We start from the raw sequence: 15,745 nt of genomic DNA, 5'->3' as shown, positions 1-15,745 counted from the left end.
TAGGCTAGGTCAAGATAGGCTGCGTTTTTATGTTAAAGAATGTATTATTGCTAGATTCTCTTTATCTAGTGGATTCATCATGATGGGCGTCAGGGCACAGCAGAAAGAAAAAACGCGTCGCGCGTTAGTTGATGCTGCATTTAATCAGTTAAGCGCAGAGCGCAGTTTTTCTAGCCTAAGCTTGCGAGAAGTGGCTCGTGAAGCCAATATCGCGCCAACTTCATTTTATCGTCACTTTAAAGATATGAATGAACTGGGTTTGACCATGGTCGATGAGGGCGGTTTAACATTACGCCAGATGATGCGTAAGGGACGTCAACGCGCCGAGGCGGGTGGTAGCGTGATCCGTATCTCGGTCGAGACCTTTATGGAGGTGCTTGAATCTAACCCTAACGTATTCCGTATTCTGTTACATGAACGTTCGGGCACATCGGCGCCGTTTCGTGCTGCGGTCGCGCGTGAGATTGAGCACTTTATATCAGAGTTAGCGCATTACACCGAAGCCACGGCGAGGCGCTCACCAGAATTAGCCCGTGCCCAAGCTGAGGCATTGGTCACATTGGTGTTTAACGCAGGAGCTGCAGCGTTAGATATGAAACGAGTGGATCGTAAGATATTAGCCGACAGGTTGGTTATCCAGTTGCGTATGGTGGCGAAAGGGGCTGAGTCGTTACAACAAAAAATGGAAAACCGCTGAGCCAGTATGAGGTTTTAGCGAGACTCGATACGCAAAAGGGCCTAATGGCCCTTTTTGGATCTTAATACTTAGATCTTAAGGTTTTAGTGTGAGCTGAACAATTTGGTGTTTAGCGTTTTTCTAATAACACACCAGACTCCATGTGATCGGTATATGGGAACTGATCAAATAGCGCAAAGCGGGTGATTTTGTGGGTCTTATCCAACACTTTGAGGTTATCTATTAGCGTATTTGGGTTACATGAAATATAGATGATCCGCTGATAACCTTGCACCATGGCTAAAGTATTGTCATCAAGACCGGCCCGTGGCGGGTCAACAAATATGGTGTTGCAGTTATAGCTGTCTAAATCTATCCCTTCGAGACGTCTATAGCTGCGTTTCTTGGCTAAGGCGTCGGTGAAGTCTTCGGCCGACATACGAATGATCTGCACATTCTCTATATTATTGGCTTCAATATTATATTGCGCAGAGTCGACCGAAGGTTTAGCTAATTCAGTGGCGAGCACGCGGTTGAAGTTTTGTGCCAAGGCAATAGAGAAGTTGCCATTACCACAATAGAGCTCTAACAGATCGCCACTGCTCTCTTTGGTGCTATCGATCGCCCACTCTAGCATCTTGATAGACACTTGTCCGTTAGGTTGAGTAAAGCTATTTTCTACCTGTTTATAAATCAAAGTCTGCCCATTAACGGGCAATGACTCAATCACATAATCGCGATCTAGCGTCAGCTTTTGTTTGCGCGCACGGCCAATTATATTGACGTTAAATTGTGTACCCAGACGTTGCTTGAGGGCTTGTGCTTCATCTTGCCATTGTTGGTCAAGCTGTTTGTGGTACAGCAATGAGACTAAGATCTCACCGCTTAGGGTAGACAAAAAGTCGACCTGAAATAGCTTATGGCGTAATACAGTGTTAGGACGAAGCTCGGCCATTAACGCTGGCATCATTTGATTGATTAGCGCACTGGCAGGTAAGAACTGCTCACAGCGCACTTTTTGATTGAGCGCCTTGTCGAACATATAGTAATAAAGATCTTCGCCCTCATGCCATACGCGAAATTCGGCGCGCATACGATAGTGTTCGGGTGTCGACGCGAATACTTGCAATGATGGGGTGTCAAAGTCAGCAAAAAGTTGCGCTAATTGTTCACGTTTAGCATCGAGTTGCTTATCGTATTGGTTAGGATCCATTGCTTCTAAATTCATTTTTAAACACCGTTACTATCATTGGGGCGCAAATAGTATACTACCCTGCCTTGATGTCCAATATCTGGCTTTTGATTTATCCCTCGCTATGGGAAAATATCATGTTTATCTTATTTTGAGTTTACCCACGGGGAATTGAGTTTGTCGGCAAATATTTTAGTATTCGATTCAGGTGTGGGTGGGCTTTCCATACTCTCTGAAATTAAACAAACACTGCCCAATGAAAACTATTATTATTTATTTGATAACGCCAGATTGCCTTATGGTGAGCTTGAAGAACAAGTATTGATTAGTGGCGCCGTGCAGCTAATTACTCAAACGGTAGATAAAGTTGCCGCCGATATTGTTGTCGTGGCTTGTAACACTGCCAGTACCCTGGTATTACCAGCACTGCGTGCTCAACTGGTTATTCCGGTAGTTGGGGTGGTACCTGCGATTAAACCCGCGGCCGCCATGAGTATGAATAAACGTATCGGATTACTCGCCACTCCAGGAACCGTTAACCGCAGCTATACACATACGCTAATCCAAAAGTTTGCCGCTGATTGCGAAGTGACATGTTTTGGGTCATCAGAGTTGGTGCTGTTGGCTGAAGCTAAAATGGCGCAAGAACGCATTGATTATGAGTTACTTGCCCAAATCTTGTTACCCATAAAACAATCAGGCATAGATACATTAGTCTTAGGCTGCACGCACTTTCCTATTTTAAAAGTGGAGTTACAAGATTATCTTGGTGAAGGGGTCAGGTTATTAGACTCTGCAAAAGCGATAGCTGCCAGAGTTAAAACCTTGCTCAATAGTGATATTGCAGAAGGAGGTAGGGGAGCAAGCCATGCTTTCTTTACGACACAAGAGATATCTAAAGGATTAAAAACAACACTAGTGGAATATGGCTTCTCATCTATTGGTCAGTTAAGGCCATAGAGTCTGACATAAGACCACTAATGTTATTTGCTCATACTATATAAGTATGCTTTTACTGCTAAAGGTAAAAGAGGATCGCTAACTAGTTAGCTTCCTGAGTAGATTCTGGCTTGTCAGCATCTTGTGACTTTGCTTCACGCACTTTAAGTGTACGCTCCTGAAAATCAAACTCGTTTAACTTAACCATGGCTTTCTTAGCACCCGCTTCTGACATCTCGATAAATCCGAAACCTTTACGGCGTCCCGTTTTACGATCGCGAACTAAACGTACTGAGTTTACTGGGCCGTACTTACCAAATAACACCTTTACTTCGCCTTCATGGACACGATATGGCAAGTTGCCAACATACAGTGTCATCGTAGGGCCTTTATACTGTTCATCAGTATCGGTATCTGACTTAGGTGATTGAAGGGTAAAAATAACGCTTGCGATAATAGCACCAGTGAAAAACGCGATTGCAGAATAGAAGTCTGGCGCGAACTGAGATATTGCCAATGCGCCAACAAGGGCGACGATCAAAACAATAAGAAATGGCTTTTGCATATATTTGTTCTCTGAAGAATTGATAATTAACTGTTAACAGCTCGTATATGGTAATGAATTATTGGCAATTACACTAGTATATTGACGAAAAAACGAACTTAATTAACGATTAATATAACTGAGTCGTTAGCCCCATCGGTGTAAAACCACACAAAGTGATATAAAAAGCGCCATAACGGCGAAAAGATCATCGAGCGATCGCCGAACGTTTAAAAAGCCCTTGCGCCCCCCAGATATCTCCCTATAATGCGCAACCACTGACACGGCGAAGCTCGCAGAGATAAGTCGTAAAGCACTAAGTAACTTGGTTAAGCACCTAGCTTACAGCGTGGTCAGGCACTGAAAAGTGCCGCATCAAAAAGTTTTCAAAAACTGCTTGACGCGAACCACGGATTGCGTAGAATACGCAGCCCTAGCCACTTGGAACTACCGAGATGTGCTAACGCTCTTTAACAATTTATCAAGTAATCTGTGTGGACACTCACAGGTGTTGAGTTAATCGAAATTGCCTAACCTTCGGGTTGGCAATCAAAGAATTAAATCAATGTAACGATGAGTGTTCATAGCAATATGTACAAACGTTTTTAAGATTCTTCCGAGTCTTTTAAACGGAATCAGAATTCATTGAGCCGAATCGCAAGATTCAACAAAACTTTAATTGAAGAGTTTGATCATGGCTCAGATTGAACGCTGGCGGCAGGCCTAACACATGCAAGTCGAGCGGTAACAGGAAGAAAGCTTGCTTTCTTTGCTGACGAGCGGCGGACGGGTGAGTAATGCCTAGGGAACTGCCCAGTCGAGGGGGATAACAGTTGGAAACGACTGCTAATACCGCATACGCCCTACGGGGGAAAAGAGGGGACCTTCGGGCCTTCTGCGATTGGATGTACCTAGGTGGGATTAGCTAGTTGGTGAGGTAATGGCTCACCAAGGCGACGATCCCTAGCTGTTCTGAGAGGATGATCAGCCACACTGGGACTGAGACACGGCCCAGACTCCTACGGGAGGCAGCAGTGGGGAATATTGCACAATGGGCGCAAGCCTGATGCAGCCATGCCGCGTGTGTGAAGAAGGCCTTCGGGTTGTAAAGCACTTTCAGCGAGGAGGAAAGCTTAAGCGTTAATAGCGTTTAGGTGTGACGTTACTCGCAGAAGAAGGACCGGCTAACTTCGTGCCAGCAGCCGCGGTAATACGAGGGGTCCAAGCGTTAATCGGAATTACTGGGCGTAAAGCGTACGCAGGCGGTTTGTTAAGCGAGATGTGAAAGCCCCGGGCTCAACCTGGGAATTGCATTTCGAACTGGCAGACTAGAGTCTTGTAGAGGGGGGTAGAATTTCAGGTGTAGCGGTGAAATGCGTAGAGATCTGAAGGAATACCGGTGGCGAAGGCGGCCCCCTGGACAAAGACTGACGCTCAGGTACGAAAGCGTGGGGAGCAAACAGGATTAGATACCCTGGTAGTCCACGCCGTAAACGATGTCTACTCGGAGTTTGGTGCCTTGAGCACTGGGCTCCCAAGCTAACGCATTAAGTAGACCGCCTGGGGAGTACGGCCGCAAGGTTAAAACTCAAATGAATTGACGGGGGCCCGCACAAGCGGTGGAGCATGTGGTTTAATTCGATGCAACGCGAAGAACCTTACCTACTCTTGACATCCAGAGAATTCGCTAGAGATAGCTTAGTGCCTTCGGGAACTCTGAGACAGGTGCTGCATGGCTGTCGTCAGCTCGTGTTGTGAAATGTTGGGTTAAGTCCCGCAACGAGCGCAACCCTTATCCTTATTTGCCAGCACGTAATGGTGGGAACTTTAGGGAGACTGCCGGTGATAAACCGGAGGAAGGTGGGGACGACGTCAAGTCATCATGGCCCTTACGAGTAGGGCTACACACGTGCTACAATGGCAAGTACAGAGGGTTGCAAAGCCGCGAGGTGGAGCTAATCTCACAAAGCTTGTCGTAGTCCGGATTGGAGTCTGCAACTCGACTCCATGAAGTCGGAATCGCTAGTAATCGTGGATCAGAATGCCACGGTGAATACGTTCCCGGGCCTTGTACACACCGCCCGTCACACCATGGGAGTGGGCTGCACCAGAAGTAGATAGCTTAACCTTTCGGGGAGGGCGTTTACCACGGTGTGGTTCATGACTGGGGTGAAGTCGTAACAAGGTAGCCCTAGGGGAACCTGGGGCTGGATCACCTCCTTACCTATACGACTAACTTAATGTTTGCTGAGTGTTCACACAGATTACTTGATAGAAAGAAAGAGCAAAATATCGAAAGATAATTTTTGAGGGATTTGATTCAGTTAGAATTAAATAACCAAAAAGAATGGGTCTGTAGCTCAGCTGGTTAGAGCGCACCCCTGATAAGGGTGAGGTCGGTGGTTCAAGTCCACTCTGACCCACCAAATCTTCGTTTATTCTACGTTAACTTGTTACTCGTTTAGTGAACTAAACGTCGCAACAAGTTGCCTTGACTAAACTCGATTTGGCTTCGCCAAAATTATTTGGCATTCGATATATTTGTTTGACTGCATGTAAATGGGGCTATAGCTCAGCTGGGAGAGCGCCTGCCTTGCACGCAGGAGGTCTGCGGTTCGATCCCGCATAGCTCCACCATTTACTTGCACATGGATAGAGATGCCAAAGATAAATGCAAAATTTATCTTTGGCTTTTTTAAGCCCGCTCTTTAAAAATTTGGAAAGCTGATAGTGTTAATGTGAAAGGGATAGTGACGTACTTGTACGTGATTATTTGTAGCATTGACGCGAAAATTAAAATTGAGTTCTCAAACACTTAAATCAAGTGCCGAGTCATTGTAATGATGATTCATGAGTATTCTTTTGGCGAAAGTAAACACCATTAGTTGCGATACAACATCAAGCTTACCCGCTTGATAAAGTTTGTTTCCTTGTGAAACTCATTTGGGTTGTATGGTTAAGTGACTAAGCGTATACGGTGGATGCCTTGGCAGTCAGAGGCGATGAAGGACGTAGTAACTTGCGAAAAGCGTTGGCGAGCTAGTAACAAGCATTTGAGCTAACGATGTCCGAATGGGGAAACCCACATGCATAAGCATGTATCACAACATGAATACATAGTGTTGTGAGGCGAACCCGGGGAACTGAAACATCTAAGTACCCGGAGGAAAAGAAATCAACCGAGATTCCCCTAGTAGCGGCGAGCGAACGGGGATTAGCCCTTAAGCGTAGAGGGTGTTAGTGGAATGTGTTGGAAAGCACAGCGGCACAGGGTGATAGCCCCGTACATGAAAACTAACTTTACGTGAAAACGAGTAGGACGGGACACGTGACATCTTGTCTGAACATGGGGGGACCATCCTCCAAGGCTAAATACTCCTGACTGACCGATAGTGAACCAGTACCGTGAGGGAAAGGCGAAAAGAACCCCTGTGAGGGGAGTGAAATAGAACCTGAAACCGTATACGTACAAGCAGTGGGAGCGGTTCTTGAGACCGTGACTGCGTACCTTTTGTATAATGGGTCAGCGACTTACATTTTGTAGCGAGGTTAAGCGAATAGCGGAGCCGTAGGGAAACCGAGTGTTAACTGCGCGTTTAGTTGCAAGGTGTAGACCCGAAACCCGGTGATCTAGCCATGGGCAGGTTGAAGGTTGAGTAACATCAACTGGAGGACCGAACACACGTATGTTGAAAAATGCGGTGATGACTTGTGGCTGGGGGTGAAAGGCCAATCAAACCGGGAGATATCTGGTTCTCCTCGAAAGCTATTTAGGTAGCGCCTCGAGCGAATACCATTGGGGGTAGAGCACTGTTAAGGCTAGGGGGTCATCCCGACTTACCAACCCTTTGCAAACTCCGAATACCAATGAGTACTACTCGGGAGACACACGGCGGGTGCTAACGTCCGTCGTGAAAAGGGAAACAACCCAGACCATCAGCTAAGGTCCCAAAGTTATTGCTAAGTGGGAAACGATGTGGGAAGGCTTAGACAGCTAGGATGTTGGCTTAGAAGCAGCCATCATTTAAAGAAAGCGTAATAGCTCACTAGTCGAGTCGGCCTGCGCGGAAGATTTAACGGGGCTAAGCAATACACCGAAGCTATGGGTACTAGCGCTTGCGCTAGTGCGGTAGAGGAGCGTTCTGTAAGCCGTTGAAGGTGAAGGGGTAACCCACGCTGGAGGTATCAGAAGTGCGAATGCTGACATGAGTAACGATAAAGGGGGTGAAAAACCCCCTCGCCGAAAGACCAAGGGTTCCTGTCCAATGTTAATCAGGGCAGGGTGAGTCGACCCCTAAGGCGAGGCCGAAAGGCGTAGTCGATGGGAAACAGGTTAATATTCCTGTACTTCTGCTAACTGCGATGGAGAGACGGAGAAGGCTAGGCTAGCGCGGCGTTGGTTGTCCGCGTTTAAGGCTGTAGGTGGTGCACTTAGGCAAATCCGGGTGCACATACACTGAGAGTTGATGACGAGGTTCTACGGAACTGAAGTAGTTGATGCCATGCTTCCAGGAAAATCTTCTAAGCTTCAGGTTAGCAGGAATCGTACCCCAAACCGACACAGGTGGTTGGGTAGAGAATACCAAGGCGCTTGAGAGAACTCGGCTGAAGGAACTAGGCAAAATGGTACCGTAACTTCGGGAGAAGGTACGCTCCTGTTGGTGATGAGACTTGCTCTCTAAGCTGACGGGAGTCGCAGATACCAGGTGGCTGCAACTGTTTATCAAAAACACAGCACTGTGCAAACTCGCAAGAGGAAGTATACGGTGTGACGCCTGCCCGGTGCCGGAAGGTTAATTGATTGGGTTATCTTCGGAGAAGCTCATGATCGAAGCCCCGGTAAACGGCGGCCGTAACTATAACGGTCCTAAGGTAGCGAAATTCCTTGTCGGGTAAGTTCCGACCTGCACGAATGGCGTAATGATGGCCACGCTGTCTCCAGCCGAGACTCAGTGAAGTTGAAATTGCGGTGAAGATGCCGTATACCCGCGGCTAGACGGAAAGACCCCGTGAACCTTTACTATAGCTTGGCACTGAACATTGACCCTACATGTGTAGGATAGGTGGGAGACTTTGAAGCAGGAACGCCAGTTCTTGTGGAGTCAACCTTGAAATACCACCCTTGTAGTGTTGATGTTCTAACTCTGGCCCCTGAATCGGGGTTGAGGACAGTGCCTGGTGGGTAGTTTGACTGGGGCGGTCTCCTCCCAAAGAGTAACGGAGGAGCACGAAGGTTGGCTAAGTACGGTCGGACATCGTACGGTTAGTGCAATGGCATAAGCCAGCTTAACTGCGAGACATACACGTCGAGCAGGTGCGAAAGCAGGTCATAGTGATCCGGTGGTTCTGAATGGAAGGGCCATCGCTCAACGGATAAAAGGTACTCCGGGGATAACAGGCTGATACCGCCCAAGAGTTCATATCGACGGCGGTGTTTGGCACCTCGATGTCGGCTCATCACATCCTGGGGCTGAAGTCGGTCCCAAGGGTATGGCTGTTCGCCATTTAAAGTGGTACGCGAGCTGGGTTCAGAACGTCGTGAGACAGTTCGGTCCCTATCTGCCGTGGGCGTTGGATGATTGAAGGGAGCTGCTCCTAGTACGAGAGGACCGGAGTGGACGAACCGCTGGTGTTCGGGTTGTCATGCCAATGGCATTGCCCGGTAGCTACGTTCGGAATCGATAACCGCTGAAAGCATCTAAGCGGGAAGCGAGCCCTAAGATGAGTCATCCCTAGGACTTTAAGTCCTCTAAAGGGCCGTAGGAGACTACTACGTTGATAGGCAAGGTGTGTAAGCGTTGTGAGGCGTTGAGCTAACTTGTACTAATGACCCGTGAGGCTTAACCATACAACCCAAAAGGGTTTCCAGTTAATGGTTAACTTTAGCGAAAGAATACCGACACTTGATTTAGTGTACTCAAATTTAAAACAGCTTTCTAAATTTCCAAATTTGTCTGGAAACCATAGCATTGTGGTACCACCTGATCCCATCCCGAACTCAGAAGTGAAACGCAATCGCGCCGATGGTAGTGTGGGGTCTCCCCATGTGAGAGTAGGTCATTTCCAGGCGCCTAATACGAAAAAGCCCGTTGCTAATGCAACGGGCTTTTTTCGTTATTGTTTTCATAAAATAGATCTAGATAGCTCTCTATATTAGCTAAATTGAGAACCGACAGTCTTATTGGATCATTGCAAGGATAACCTCTCTTGAGATCTGATCGATAAAAGTGAGACTAACGGTTACAATAGCTTTTTTTCATGCTACTTAGAATTATGGACTCCATTATTACTCATTCATTAGTCACGCATAATACCTTAGGTATAGATGTCAGTTGTGAACGCTTAATAAAAGCGACTGATGAGCAACAACTCATCGATACCTGTCTTGAGACGGCAAATACTAACAGGCCGTTATTGGCCATTGGTGGCGGTAGCAATATCGTGTTAACGGATAGTTTCATGGGTACCGTGGTGCTTATTGCAACTAAGGGGATTAATGTCGTTGAAGATGAAGACCGTTTTTATTTATCGGTGGCTGCAGGTGAGAATTGGCACGAGTTAGTACAATTTTGTTTAACGCATAATATGCCAGGTCTTGAGAATTTAGCGTTAATCCCAGGTTCTGTAGGCGCTGCACCTATCCAAAATATAGGTGCATATGGCGCTGATTTTTCGCAGTTTTGTGAATGGGTAGAATATCTAGATCTTACCACTGGAGAGCGTGTAAGGCTTAGTTCGGAGCAATGTTTATTTGGTTATCGGGATTCGATTTTTAAATCGACATTAAAAGATAAAGCAGTGATTTTGAATGTGGGCCTTCGGTTAGAAAAACAGTGGCGCCCAAATTTAAGTTATGGCCCATTGCAGCAATTAATATCAGATAGGTTAACACCAACAATGATTTTTGATTGTATCTGCGAGACGCGTAGCAGTAAATTGCCTGATCCCGCAGTATTAGGTAATGTGGGTAGCTTTTTTAAAAACCCTATCGTTTCTAGTGAACACTTTACTCAACTACAACAAGAGTACCCAGCTATTGTTGGCTACCCGGTGAACGTTGATAGCGTAAAGTTAGCAGCGGGTTGGCTTATCGAAAATGCGGGATTAAAAGGCCATGCTATTGGTGGTGCGGCCATACATTTAAAACAAGCCTTGGTTATCGTAAATGTCGGCAAAGCCACAGGGGCTGATGTCTGTACATTAGCGCGTGAGGTGATACAGCGGGTTAACCAAATATATTCGGTCTGTTTAGAGGTTGAGCCACGTATCATCGGTGCAGTAGGAGAAAGGGAATTAAATCATGCATGAACAATGGCTGCGTAAACGCGCAATTATTAAATCACTCGCAGGTGGAGAGTTTGTTTCGGGAGAAGCGCTAGCTCATGAGCTTGGGATCTCAAGGGCTGCCATCAGTAAGCATGTGGCAAGTCTAGAGGAGTTTGGGGTTAATATTTATAGTGTTAAAGGTAAAGGCTATAAATTATCGACTCCATTGTCTCTTATCGATGAGCAACGTTTGAAGGCACAAATTAAAGGTCGTTGTTTTTACTTTAATGATATCAATAGCACTAATGCGTTTTTATTAAATCATGTCAATGAACTCAGCAGTGGTGATATTTGTGTTGCCGAGCATCAATCGGCTGGGCGAGGCCGAAGAGGGCGCACTTGGGTTTCGCCCTATGGTTGCCACCTATATACTTCCTTTTTTTGGCAGTTCTCACAAGGTATGTCGCAAGCTATGGGGTTGAGCCTTGTGGTTGCGTGTTCATTAGCCACAGTATTGCGTGTGTTAGGCGTCGATGGAATAGGGGTTAAGTGGCCAAATGATATCTATCTTAATCATAAAAAATTAGCCGGTATTCTTATTGAGATGAGTGGTCAGGCTGACTACGAATGCAATTTGGTTATTGGAATAGGGATTAACCTTTCGATGTCGGCAGAGCAGGCGGATAAGATTGATCAGCCTTGGAGTGATCTGTCTGAGTTAAGTCAACAACCTGATAAGACTGAGCTAATGATAGCGCTGCAGCAGCAACTGGTGAGCGATCTTAGTTTGTTTGAATCGCAAGGACTGAAGGCGTTCAAGCAACGTTGGCGAGAAGCCGATTTGTTTGACGGTAAAGTCGTTAAATTGCTGATGGGCGACAATAGTGTTGAAGGTATTTGTTGTGGCATAGATGAGCAGGGAGCCATTTTACTTGATAACGGCGATGGTATAAAGGCGTATGTCGGCGGTGAAATATCGATGCGGCCAGTATGAGGCGCTAAACTAGCGTACATGATAAACGCACGCTAGTTTACTGCCTATTTACGTAACAGCACCTGATTCATCATATGGTCGGTGCCTTTACTTAAAATCAGATGCGCTCGATCGCGGGTCGGTAAGATATTTAAATTAAGATTGGGGCCATTGATACTGTCCCAGATGTTGGCCGCAATACGAGTCGCTTCAGTGTCGTTGAGATCCGAATAGTGATGAAAATAAGAGTTCACATCACTAAATGCTCCTTGTCTAAATTTTAAGAAACGCGATATATACCAATGCTTTAGTAGTGATTCGTCTGCATCTACATAGATAGAAAAATCTACAAAGTCAGATACAAATGGTTGTGAGATTGCTACATGACTGTCTTGGCTGGTTTGTAATACATTTAACCCTTCGATAATCAGAATATCGGGTTGTTCAATAACCTGCTGAGTATCAGCGACTCTGTCATAGGTTATGTGAGAATAGATGGGGGCATGGACTGTACTTTCGCCGGCTTTTATCTTCGATATAAATTCGACCAACATCTTCATATCATAGCTTTCGGGAAAGCCCTTACGCTGCAATAAACCACGACGCTTCAATTCTGCCAGTGGGTACAAAAAGCCATCAGTGGTGACCAGATCAACCTTTGGATGTTCTGGCCACTGTCTTAATAAGGCTTGCATGATACGCGCTGTGGTGCTTTTACCCACAGCAACACTGCCTGCGATACTAATAATGTAAGGGCGCTTTGGCGGTTCTCGGCCTATAAATTGGCTTAATACTAGGCCGCGTTGTTGTTTGGCACCGATGATAAGGTTTAATAGTCGACTAAGGGGTAAGTAAATATCGGTGACTTCATCGAGTGAGATAGATTCATTGATACCGCGTAAGTCTTCGAGATCTGTTTCACTGAGGGTAAGTGGTACCGATTTTCGTAGTTCAGCCCATTGTTGGCGCTCGAAAGCAAGATAAAGCGCATTGTGAATTTGATTAGTGGCTAACATGGATAAATCTCCCCTTAGGCAACGCACAGTACACCATCGTGTTTATGTGAACAACTGCAAAAATGCTATTCCTATAGTAGGAAATAAGTAATTGCTCAATTCTGATTGAATCGTGCACAGTGAGTAGTGTTTTTGGTTGAAAAAGCGCCGTTCGAATGGTTTTTTTACATATTTTTGAAATTAGCTATTGCACTTGTGCTCATGATTCCCTAATATCCGCTACCGAAATGACACGCCGGCATAGCTCAGTTGGTAGAGCAACTGACTTGTAATCAGTAGGTCCCGAGTTCGACTCTTGGTGCCGGCACCATTTCTCTGGAGGGGTTCCCGAGTGGCCAAAGGGATCAGACTGTAAATCTGACGGCTCAGCCTTCGAAGGTTCGAATCCTTCTCCCTCCACCATTTTTTTAGGTAGTTAGGTAACCTTAGTTAGGTTGCGCGGATGTCGTATAATGGTATTACTCCAGCCTTCCAAGCTGATAACGCGGGTTCGATTCCCGCCATCCGCTCCAATTTTCGCTGATTGTGCCCATATCTAAGAGCAATCCCATCTATAAAGGGTCAGTTCTCGATAACTGCCTTCAGCTCCTACTAAAGTCCCCTAATTATCTTAATGAATCGATTCGATGTCATAAATGCATCGGATTTTTTGTTGTATGTAGATTTCATCACCAAGTATCTCTAATTGGGGCAATACCATGGCTAAAGAAAAATTTGAACGTAGCAAACCTCACGTAAACGTGGGCACCATCGGTCACGTTGACCATGGTAAAACCACTCTTACTGCAGCAATCTCTGCTGTATTAACTAAGACATACGGCGGTGAAGCTCGTAACTTCGCACAAATCGATAACGCTCCAGAAGAGCGTGAGCGCGGTATTACAATTAATACTTCTCACATCGAATATGACACTCCATCACGTCACTACGCACACGTAGACTGCCCAGGTCACGCGGATTATGTTAAAAACATGATCACTGGTGCTGCCCAAATGGACGGCGCGATCCTAGTAGTAGCTTCTACAGATGGTCCAATGCCACAGACTCGTGAGCACATCCTGCTTTCACGTCAGGTTGGCGTACCTTTCATCATCGTATTCATGAACAAGTGTGACATGGTTGATGACGAAGAGCTTCTAGAGCTAGTAGAAATGGAAGTTCGTGAACTTCTATCTGAATATGACTTCCCAGGTGATGACCTACCAGTTATCCAAGGTTCTGCGCTTAAAGCCCTAGAAGGCGAGCCAGAGTGGGAAGCTAAGATCATTGAGCTTGCAGAAGCACTAGATACTTATATTCCAGAGCCAGAGCGTGCAATTGACGGTGCATTCATTCTTCCAATCGAAGACGTATTCTCAATCGCTGGCCGTGGTACTGTTGTAACTGGTCGTGTAGAGCGCGGTGTCATCAAAGTAGGTGAAGAAGTAGAAATCGTTGGTATTCGCGATACTACTAAGACCACTTGTACTGGTGTTGAAATGTTCCGTAAACTGCTTGACGAAGGTCGTGCAGGCGAGAACTGTGGTGTACTACTACGTGGTACTAAGCGTGACGAAGTTGAGCGTGGTCAAGTATTGGCTAAGCCTGGTTCAATCACTCCACACACAACATTCCAGTCAGAAATCTATGTTCTGTCAAAAGAAGAAGGCGGACGTCACACTCCATTCTTCAAAGGTTACCGTCCACAGTTCTACTTCCGTACAACAGACGTAACCGGTACTATCGAGTTGCCAGAAGGCGTAGAGATGGTAATGCCTGGTGATAACGTACAGATGACAGTAACACTAATCTGCCCAATCGCGATGGACGAAGGTTTACGCTTCGCAATCCGTGAAGGTGGCCGCACAGTTGGTGCTGGTGTTGTAGCTAAGATCATTGCTTAATCGCAAAGTGTCTTAACACAATACTGAAAAAGGCAGCTTAGGCTGCCTTTTTCATTTTTAGTCACTAATATTTGTTGGTAACAAGTCCTGAGTCGCCTTGCCAATTGTAGTGAATAAGAATACAATCTATGGCCGATTTTTGACCCTCAGGGCTTACTTTTTGCTCTAGTAGTGGGTAAGCTCGGGCATACAGTGGTATGGTCAACAAAATCTTACTTGATAAAGAATTTTGCGACTGACCAAACTTAAGCTCAGGTCGTAGTGAGTAACGGAAGTAACCGATGACAACAAATACTGAAAATCAGGGTAACTCTCTTGATATCGTTAAATGGGGCGTAGTAGTTATTCTGCTGGCCGCTGCCATTATTGCTAATCAAATGTATAGCGAAGCAAGCGTATTAGTCCGTGCTATCGGTGTCGTAGTGACATTCGCAATAGCTGGCTTTATTGCTTTTCAAACCGAGAAAGGTAAGCAAGCGTTGACCTTTGCTCGTGAGTCGCACATTGAAGTTCGTAAAGTGGTTTGGCCTACGCGTCAAGAAGCGCTAAATACGACTTTTATCGTTTTAGCGGCAACCGGTATTCTGGCACTTATCCTTTGGGGTATGGATGCCGTATTGCTGAGAATTGTTAATTTTATTACAGGCGTATAGGCATTTCGTATGACTGAAGCTAAAAAAAGATGGTATGTGGTTCAGGCCTTTTCGGGTTATGAAGGTCGCGTATGTAAATCATTGCTTGAACACATCAAAATGCATGAAATGGAGCACTATTTCGGTGAGGTCTTAGTACCGACTGAAGAAGTGGTTGAAATGCGTGCAGGCCAGCGTCGTAAGAGTGAGCGTAAATTTTTTCCTGGCTATGTATTAGTCCAGATGGAAATGAATGACGAAAGCTGGCACTTGGTGAAAAGCATCCCTCGTGTAATGGGCTTCATTGGTGGTACGTCAGATCGTCCAGCGCCGATTTCAGATAAAGAAGCCGATGCGATTTTACAGCGTCTACAAGAAACTACTGAGTCGCCAACGCATCGCGTGATGTTTGAACCTGGTGAAGTCGTGCGCGTGACCGACGGTCCATTCGCTGACTTTAACGGCACGGTAGAAGAAGTCGATTACGAGAAGAACCGCGTCAAAGTATCGGTAATGATCTTTGGTCGTTCAACGCCAGTAGAGCTTGATTTTAGCCAGATCGAAAAGAGCTGATTAAATAAAGCGCAAAACGTATTGGAAATGGCTGCGGATTTTTGTATAATC

10 protein-coding genes, 5 tRNA genes and 3 rRNA genes are annotated in these 15,745 nt (G+C 45.8%); 15 read left to right on the top strand and 3 right to left on the bottom strand.

All coding sequences use genetic code 11. From position 1 onward, the window contains the following. Positions 1 to 82: 82 nt before the first annotated feature. Positions 83 to 697, top strand: coding sequence for an HTH-type transcriptional repressor FabR (gene fabR / locus AC5YB1_RS00890; RefSeq protein ID WP_475516895.1), 615 nt, complete (start codon positions 83 to 85; stop codon positions 695 to 697). Positions 698 to 806: 109 nt separating this feature from the next. Here the strand turns inward: fabR and trmA are convergent, their stop codons facing one another. Continuing rightward, positions 807 to 1,904 carry a tRNA (uridine(54)-C5)-methyltransferase TrmA gene (gene trmA / locus AC5YB1_RS00885; RefSeq protein ID WP_494520362.1) on the bottom strand — a complete coding sequence of 366 codons (1,098 nt, stop codon included), beginning with the start codon at positions 1,902 to 1,904 and terminating at the stop codon, positions 807 to 809. A 141-nt stretch (positions 1,905 to 2,045) separates the two neighbouring features. On the opposite strand from trmA, the gene murI reads away from it, so the two are divergent. After that, on the top strand, positions 2,046 to 2,828 hold the full coding sequence (murI, locus tag AC5YB1_RS00880; protein WP_494520361.1) for a glutamate racemase: 783 nt from the start codon (positions 2,046 to 2,048) through the stop codon (positions 2,826 to 2,828). A gap of 82 nt (positions 2,829 to 2,910) precedes the next feature. Here murI and AC5YB1_RS00875 read toward each other — a convergent pair whose 3' ends face one another. Then, positions 2,911 to 3,372, bottom strand: a complete 462-nt coding sequence (locus AC5YB1_RS00875; protein WP_110458690.1) for an RNA recognition motif domain-containing protein — start codon at positions 3,370 to 3,372, stop codon at positions 2,911 to 2,913. Between the two features lie 655 nt (positions 3,373 to 4,027). On the opposite strand from AC5YB1_RS00875, the gene AC5YB1_RS00870 reads away from it, so the two are divergent. From AC5YB1_RS00870 to birA, 7 genes are all read left to right on the top strand, one after another. Beyond that, positions 4,028 to 5,574, top strand: a 16S ribosomal RNA gene (locus AC5YB1_RS00870). 126 nt (positions 5,575 to 5,700) lie between these two features. Beyond that, positions 5,701 to 5,777, top strand: a tRNA-Ile gene (locus tag AC5YB1_RS00865). 135 nt (positions 5,778 to 5,912) lie between these two features. Then, positions 5,913 to 5,988: transfer RNA gene (locus AC5YB1_RS00860), tRNA-Ala, on the top strand. A 317-nt stretch (positions 5,989 to 6,305) separates the two neighbouring features. Continuing rightward, positions 6,306 to 9,199 (top strand): 23S ribosomal RNA (locus AC5YB1_RS00855). Positions 9,200 to 9,304: 105 nt separating this feature from the next. Beyond that, positions 9,305 to 9,420 (top strand): 5S ribosomal RNA (gene rrf / locus AC5YB1_RS00850). The 16S, 23S and 5S rRNA genes sit together here with 2 tRNA genes alongside, the layout of an rRNA operon. 189 nt (positions 9,421 to 9,609) lie before the next feature. Then, positions 9,610 to 10,659: a UDP-N-acetylmuramate dehydrogenase gene (gene murB / locus AC5YB1_RS00845; RefSeq protein ID WP_494520360.1), complete on the top strand. Its 1,050-nt coding sequence runs from the start codon at positions 9,610 to 9,612 to the stop codon at positions 10,657 to 10,659. Beyond that, positions 10,652 to 11,611 carry a bifunctional biotin--[acetyl-CoA-carboxylase] ligase/biotin operon repressor BirA gene (gene birA, locus AC5YB1_RS00840; protein WP_494520359.1) on the top strand — a complete coding sequence of 320 codons (960 nt, stop codon included), beginning with the start codon at positions 10,652 to 10,654 and terminating at the stop codon, positions 11,609 to 11,611. The genes murB and birA overlap by 8 nt, the downstream gene beginning before the upstream one ends. A 44-nt stretch (positions 11,612 to 11,655) precedes the next feature. Here the strand turns inward: birA and coaA are convergent, their stop codons facing one another. Next, entirely contained in the window at positions 11,656 to 12,606 is a 951-nt protein-coding gene (coaA, locus tag AC5YB1_RS00835) for a type I pantothenate kinase (protein WP_494520358.1), read from the bottom strand. A 234-nt stretch (positions 12,607 to 12,840) separates the two neighbouring features. Here coaA and AC5YB1_RS00830 point away from each other — a divergent pair. From AC5YB1_RS00830 to nusG, 6 genes are all read left to right on the top strand, one after another. Next, positions 12,841 to 12,916, top strand: a tRNA-Thr gene (locus tag AC5YB1_RS00830). Between the two features lie 7 nt (positions 12,917 to 12,923). Then, positions 12,924 to 13,008, top strand: a tRNA-Tyr gene (locus AC5YB1_RS00825). 36 nt (positions 13,009 to 13,044) lie between these two features. Beyond that, positions 13,045 to 13,118 (top strand) — tRNA-Gly (locus AC5YB1_RS00820). Between the two features lie 186 nt (positions 13,119 to 13,304). Continuing rightward, complete coding sequence (gene tuf / locus AC5YB1_RS00815; protein ID WP_494520352.1) at positions 13,305 to 14,489, top strand: elongation factor Tu; 1,185 nt, start codon at positions 13,305 to 13,307, stop codon at positions 14,487 to 14,489. A gap of 281 nt (positions 14,490 to 14,770) precedes the next feature. Then, the gene (gene secE, locus AC5YB1_RS00810) at positions 14,771 to 15,142 is read left to right on the top strand and encodes a preprotein translocase subunit SecE (protein WP_494520357.1); all 372 of its coding nucleotides are present in this window, start codon (positions 14,771 to 14,773) and stop codon (positions 15,140 to 15,142) included. A gap of 9 nt (positions 15,143 to 15,151) precedes the next feature. Further along, complete coding sequence (nusG, locus tag AC5YB1_RS00805; protein WP_110456996.1) at positions 15,152 to 15,694, top strand: transcription termination/antitermination protein NusG; 543 nt, start codon at positions 15,152 to 15,154, stop codon at positions 15,692 to 15,694. The last annotated feature ends 51 nt before the right edge of the window (positions 15,695 to 15,745 follow it).

Source organism: Shewanella sp. 433 (assembly GCF_059338565.1).
The sequence above is the reverse complement of the archived record's forward strand: the minus strand, read 5'-3'. Positions and strand labels throughout refer to the sequence as shown.

Coding starts and splice junctions, on each gene's coding strand:
- nusG (WP_110456996.1), top strand. CDS start 15,152: ATGACTGAAGCTAAAAAAAGATGGTATGTGGTTCAGGCCTTTTCGGGT.
- AC5YB1_RS00875 (WP_110458690.1), bottom strand. CDS start 3,372: ATGCAAAAGCCATTTCTTATTGTTTTGATCGTCGCCCTTGTTGGCGCA.
- fabR (WP_475516895.1), top strand. CDS start 83: ATGGGCGTCAGGGCACAGCAGAAAGAAAAAACGCGTCGCGCGTTAGTT.
- murB (WP_494520360.1), top strand. CDS start 9,610: ATGCTACTTAGAATTATGGACTCCATTATTACTCATTCATTAGTCACG.
- coaA (WP_494520358.1), bottom strand. CDS start 12,606: ATGTTAGCCACTAATCAAATTCACAATGCGCTTTATCTTGCTTTCGAG.
- trmA (WP_494520362.1), bottom strand. CDS start 1,904: ATGAATTTAGAAGCAATGGATCCTAACCAATACGATAAGCAACTCGAT.
- birA (WP_494520359.1), top strand. CDS start 10,652: ATGCATGAACAATGGCTGCGTAAACGCGCAATTATTAAATCACTCGCA.
- tuf (WP_494520352.1), top strand. CDS start 13,305: ATGGCTAAAGAAAAATTTGAACGTAGCAAACCTCACGTAAACGTGGGC.
- secE (WP_494520357.1), top strand. CDS start 14,771: ATGACAACAAATACTGAAAATCAGGGTAACTCTCTTGATATCGTTAAA.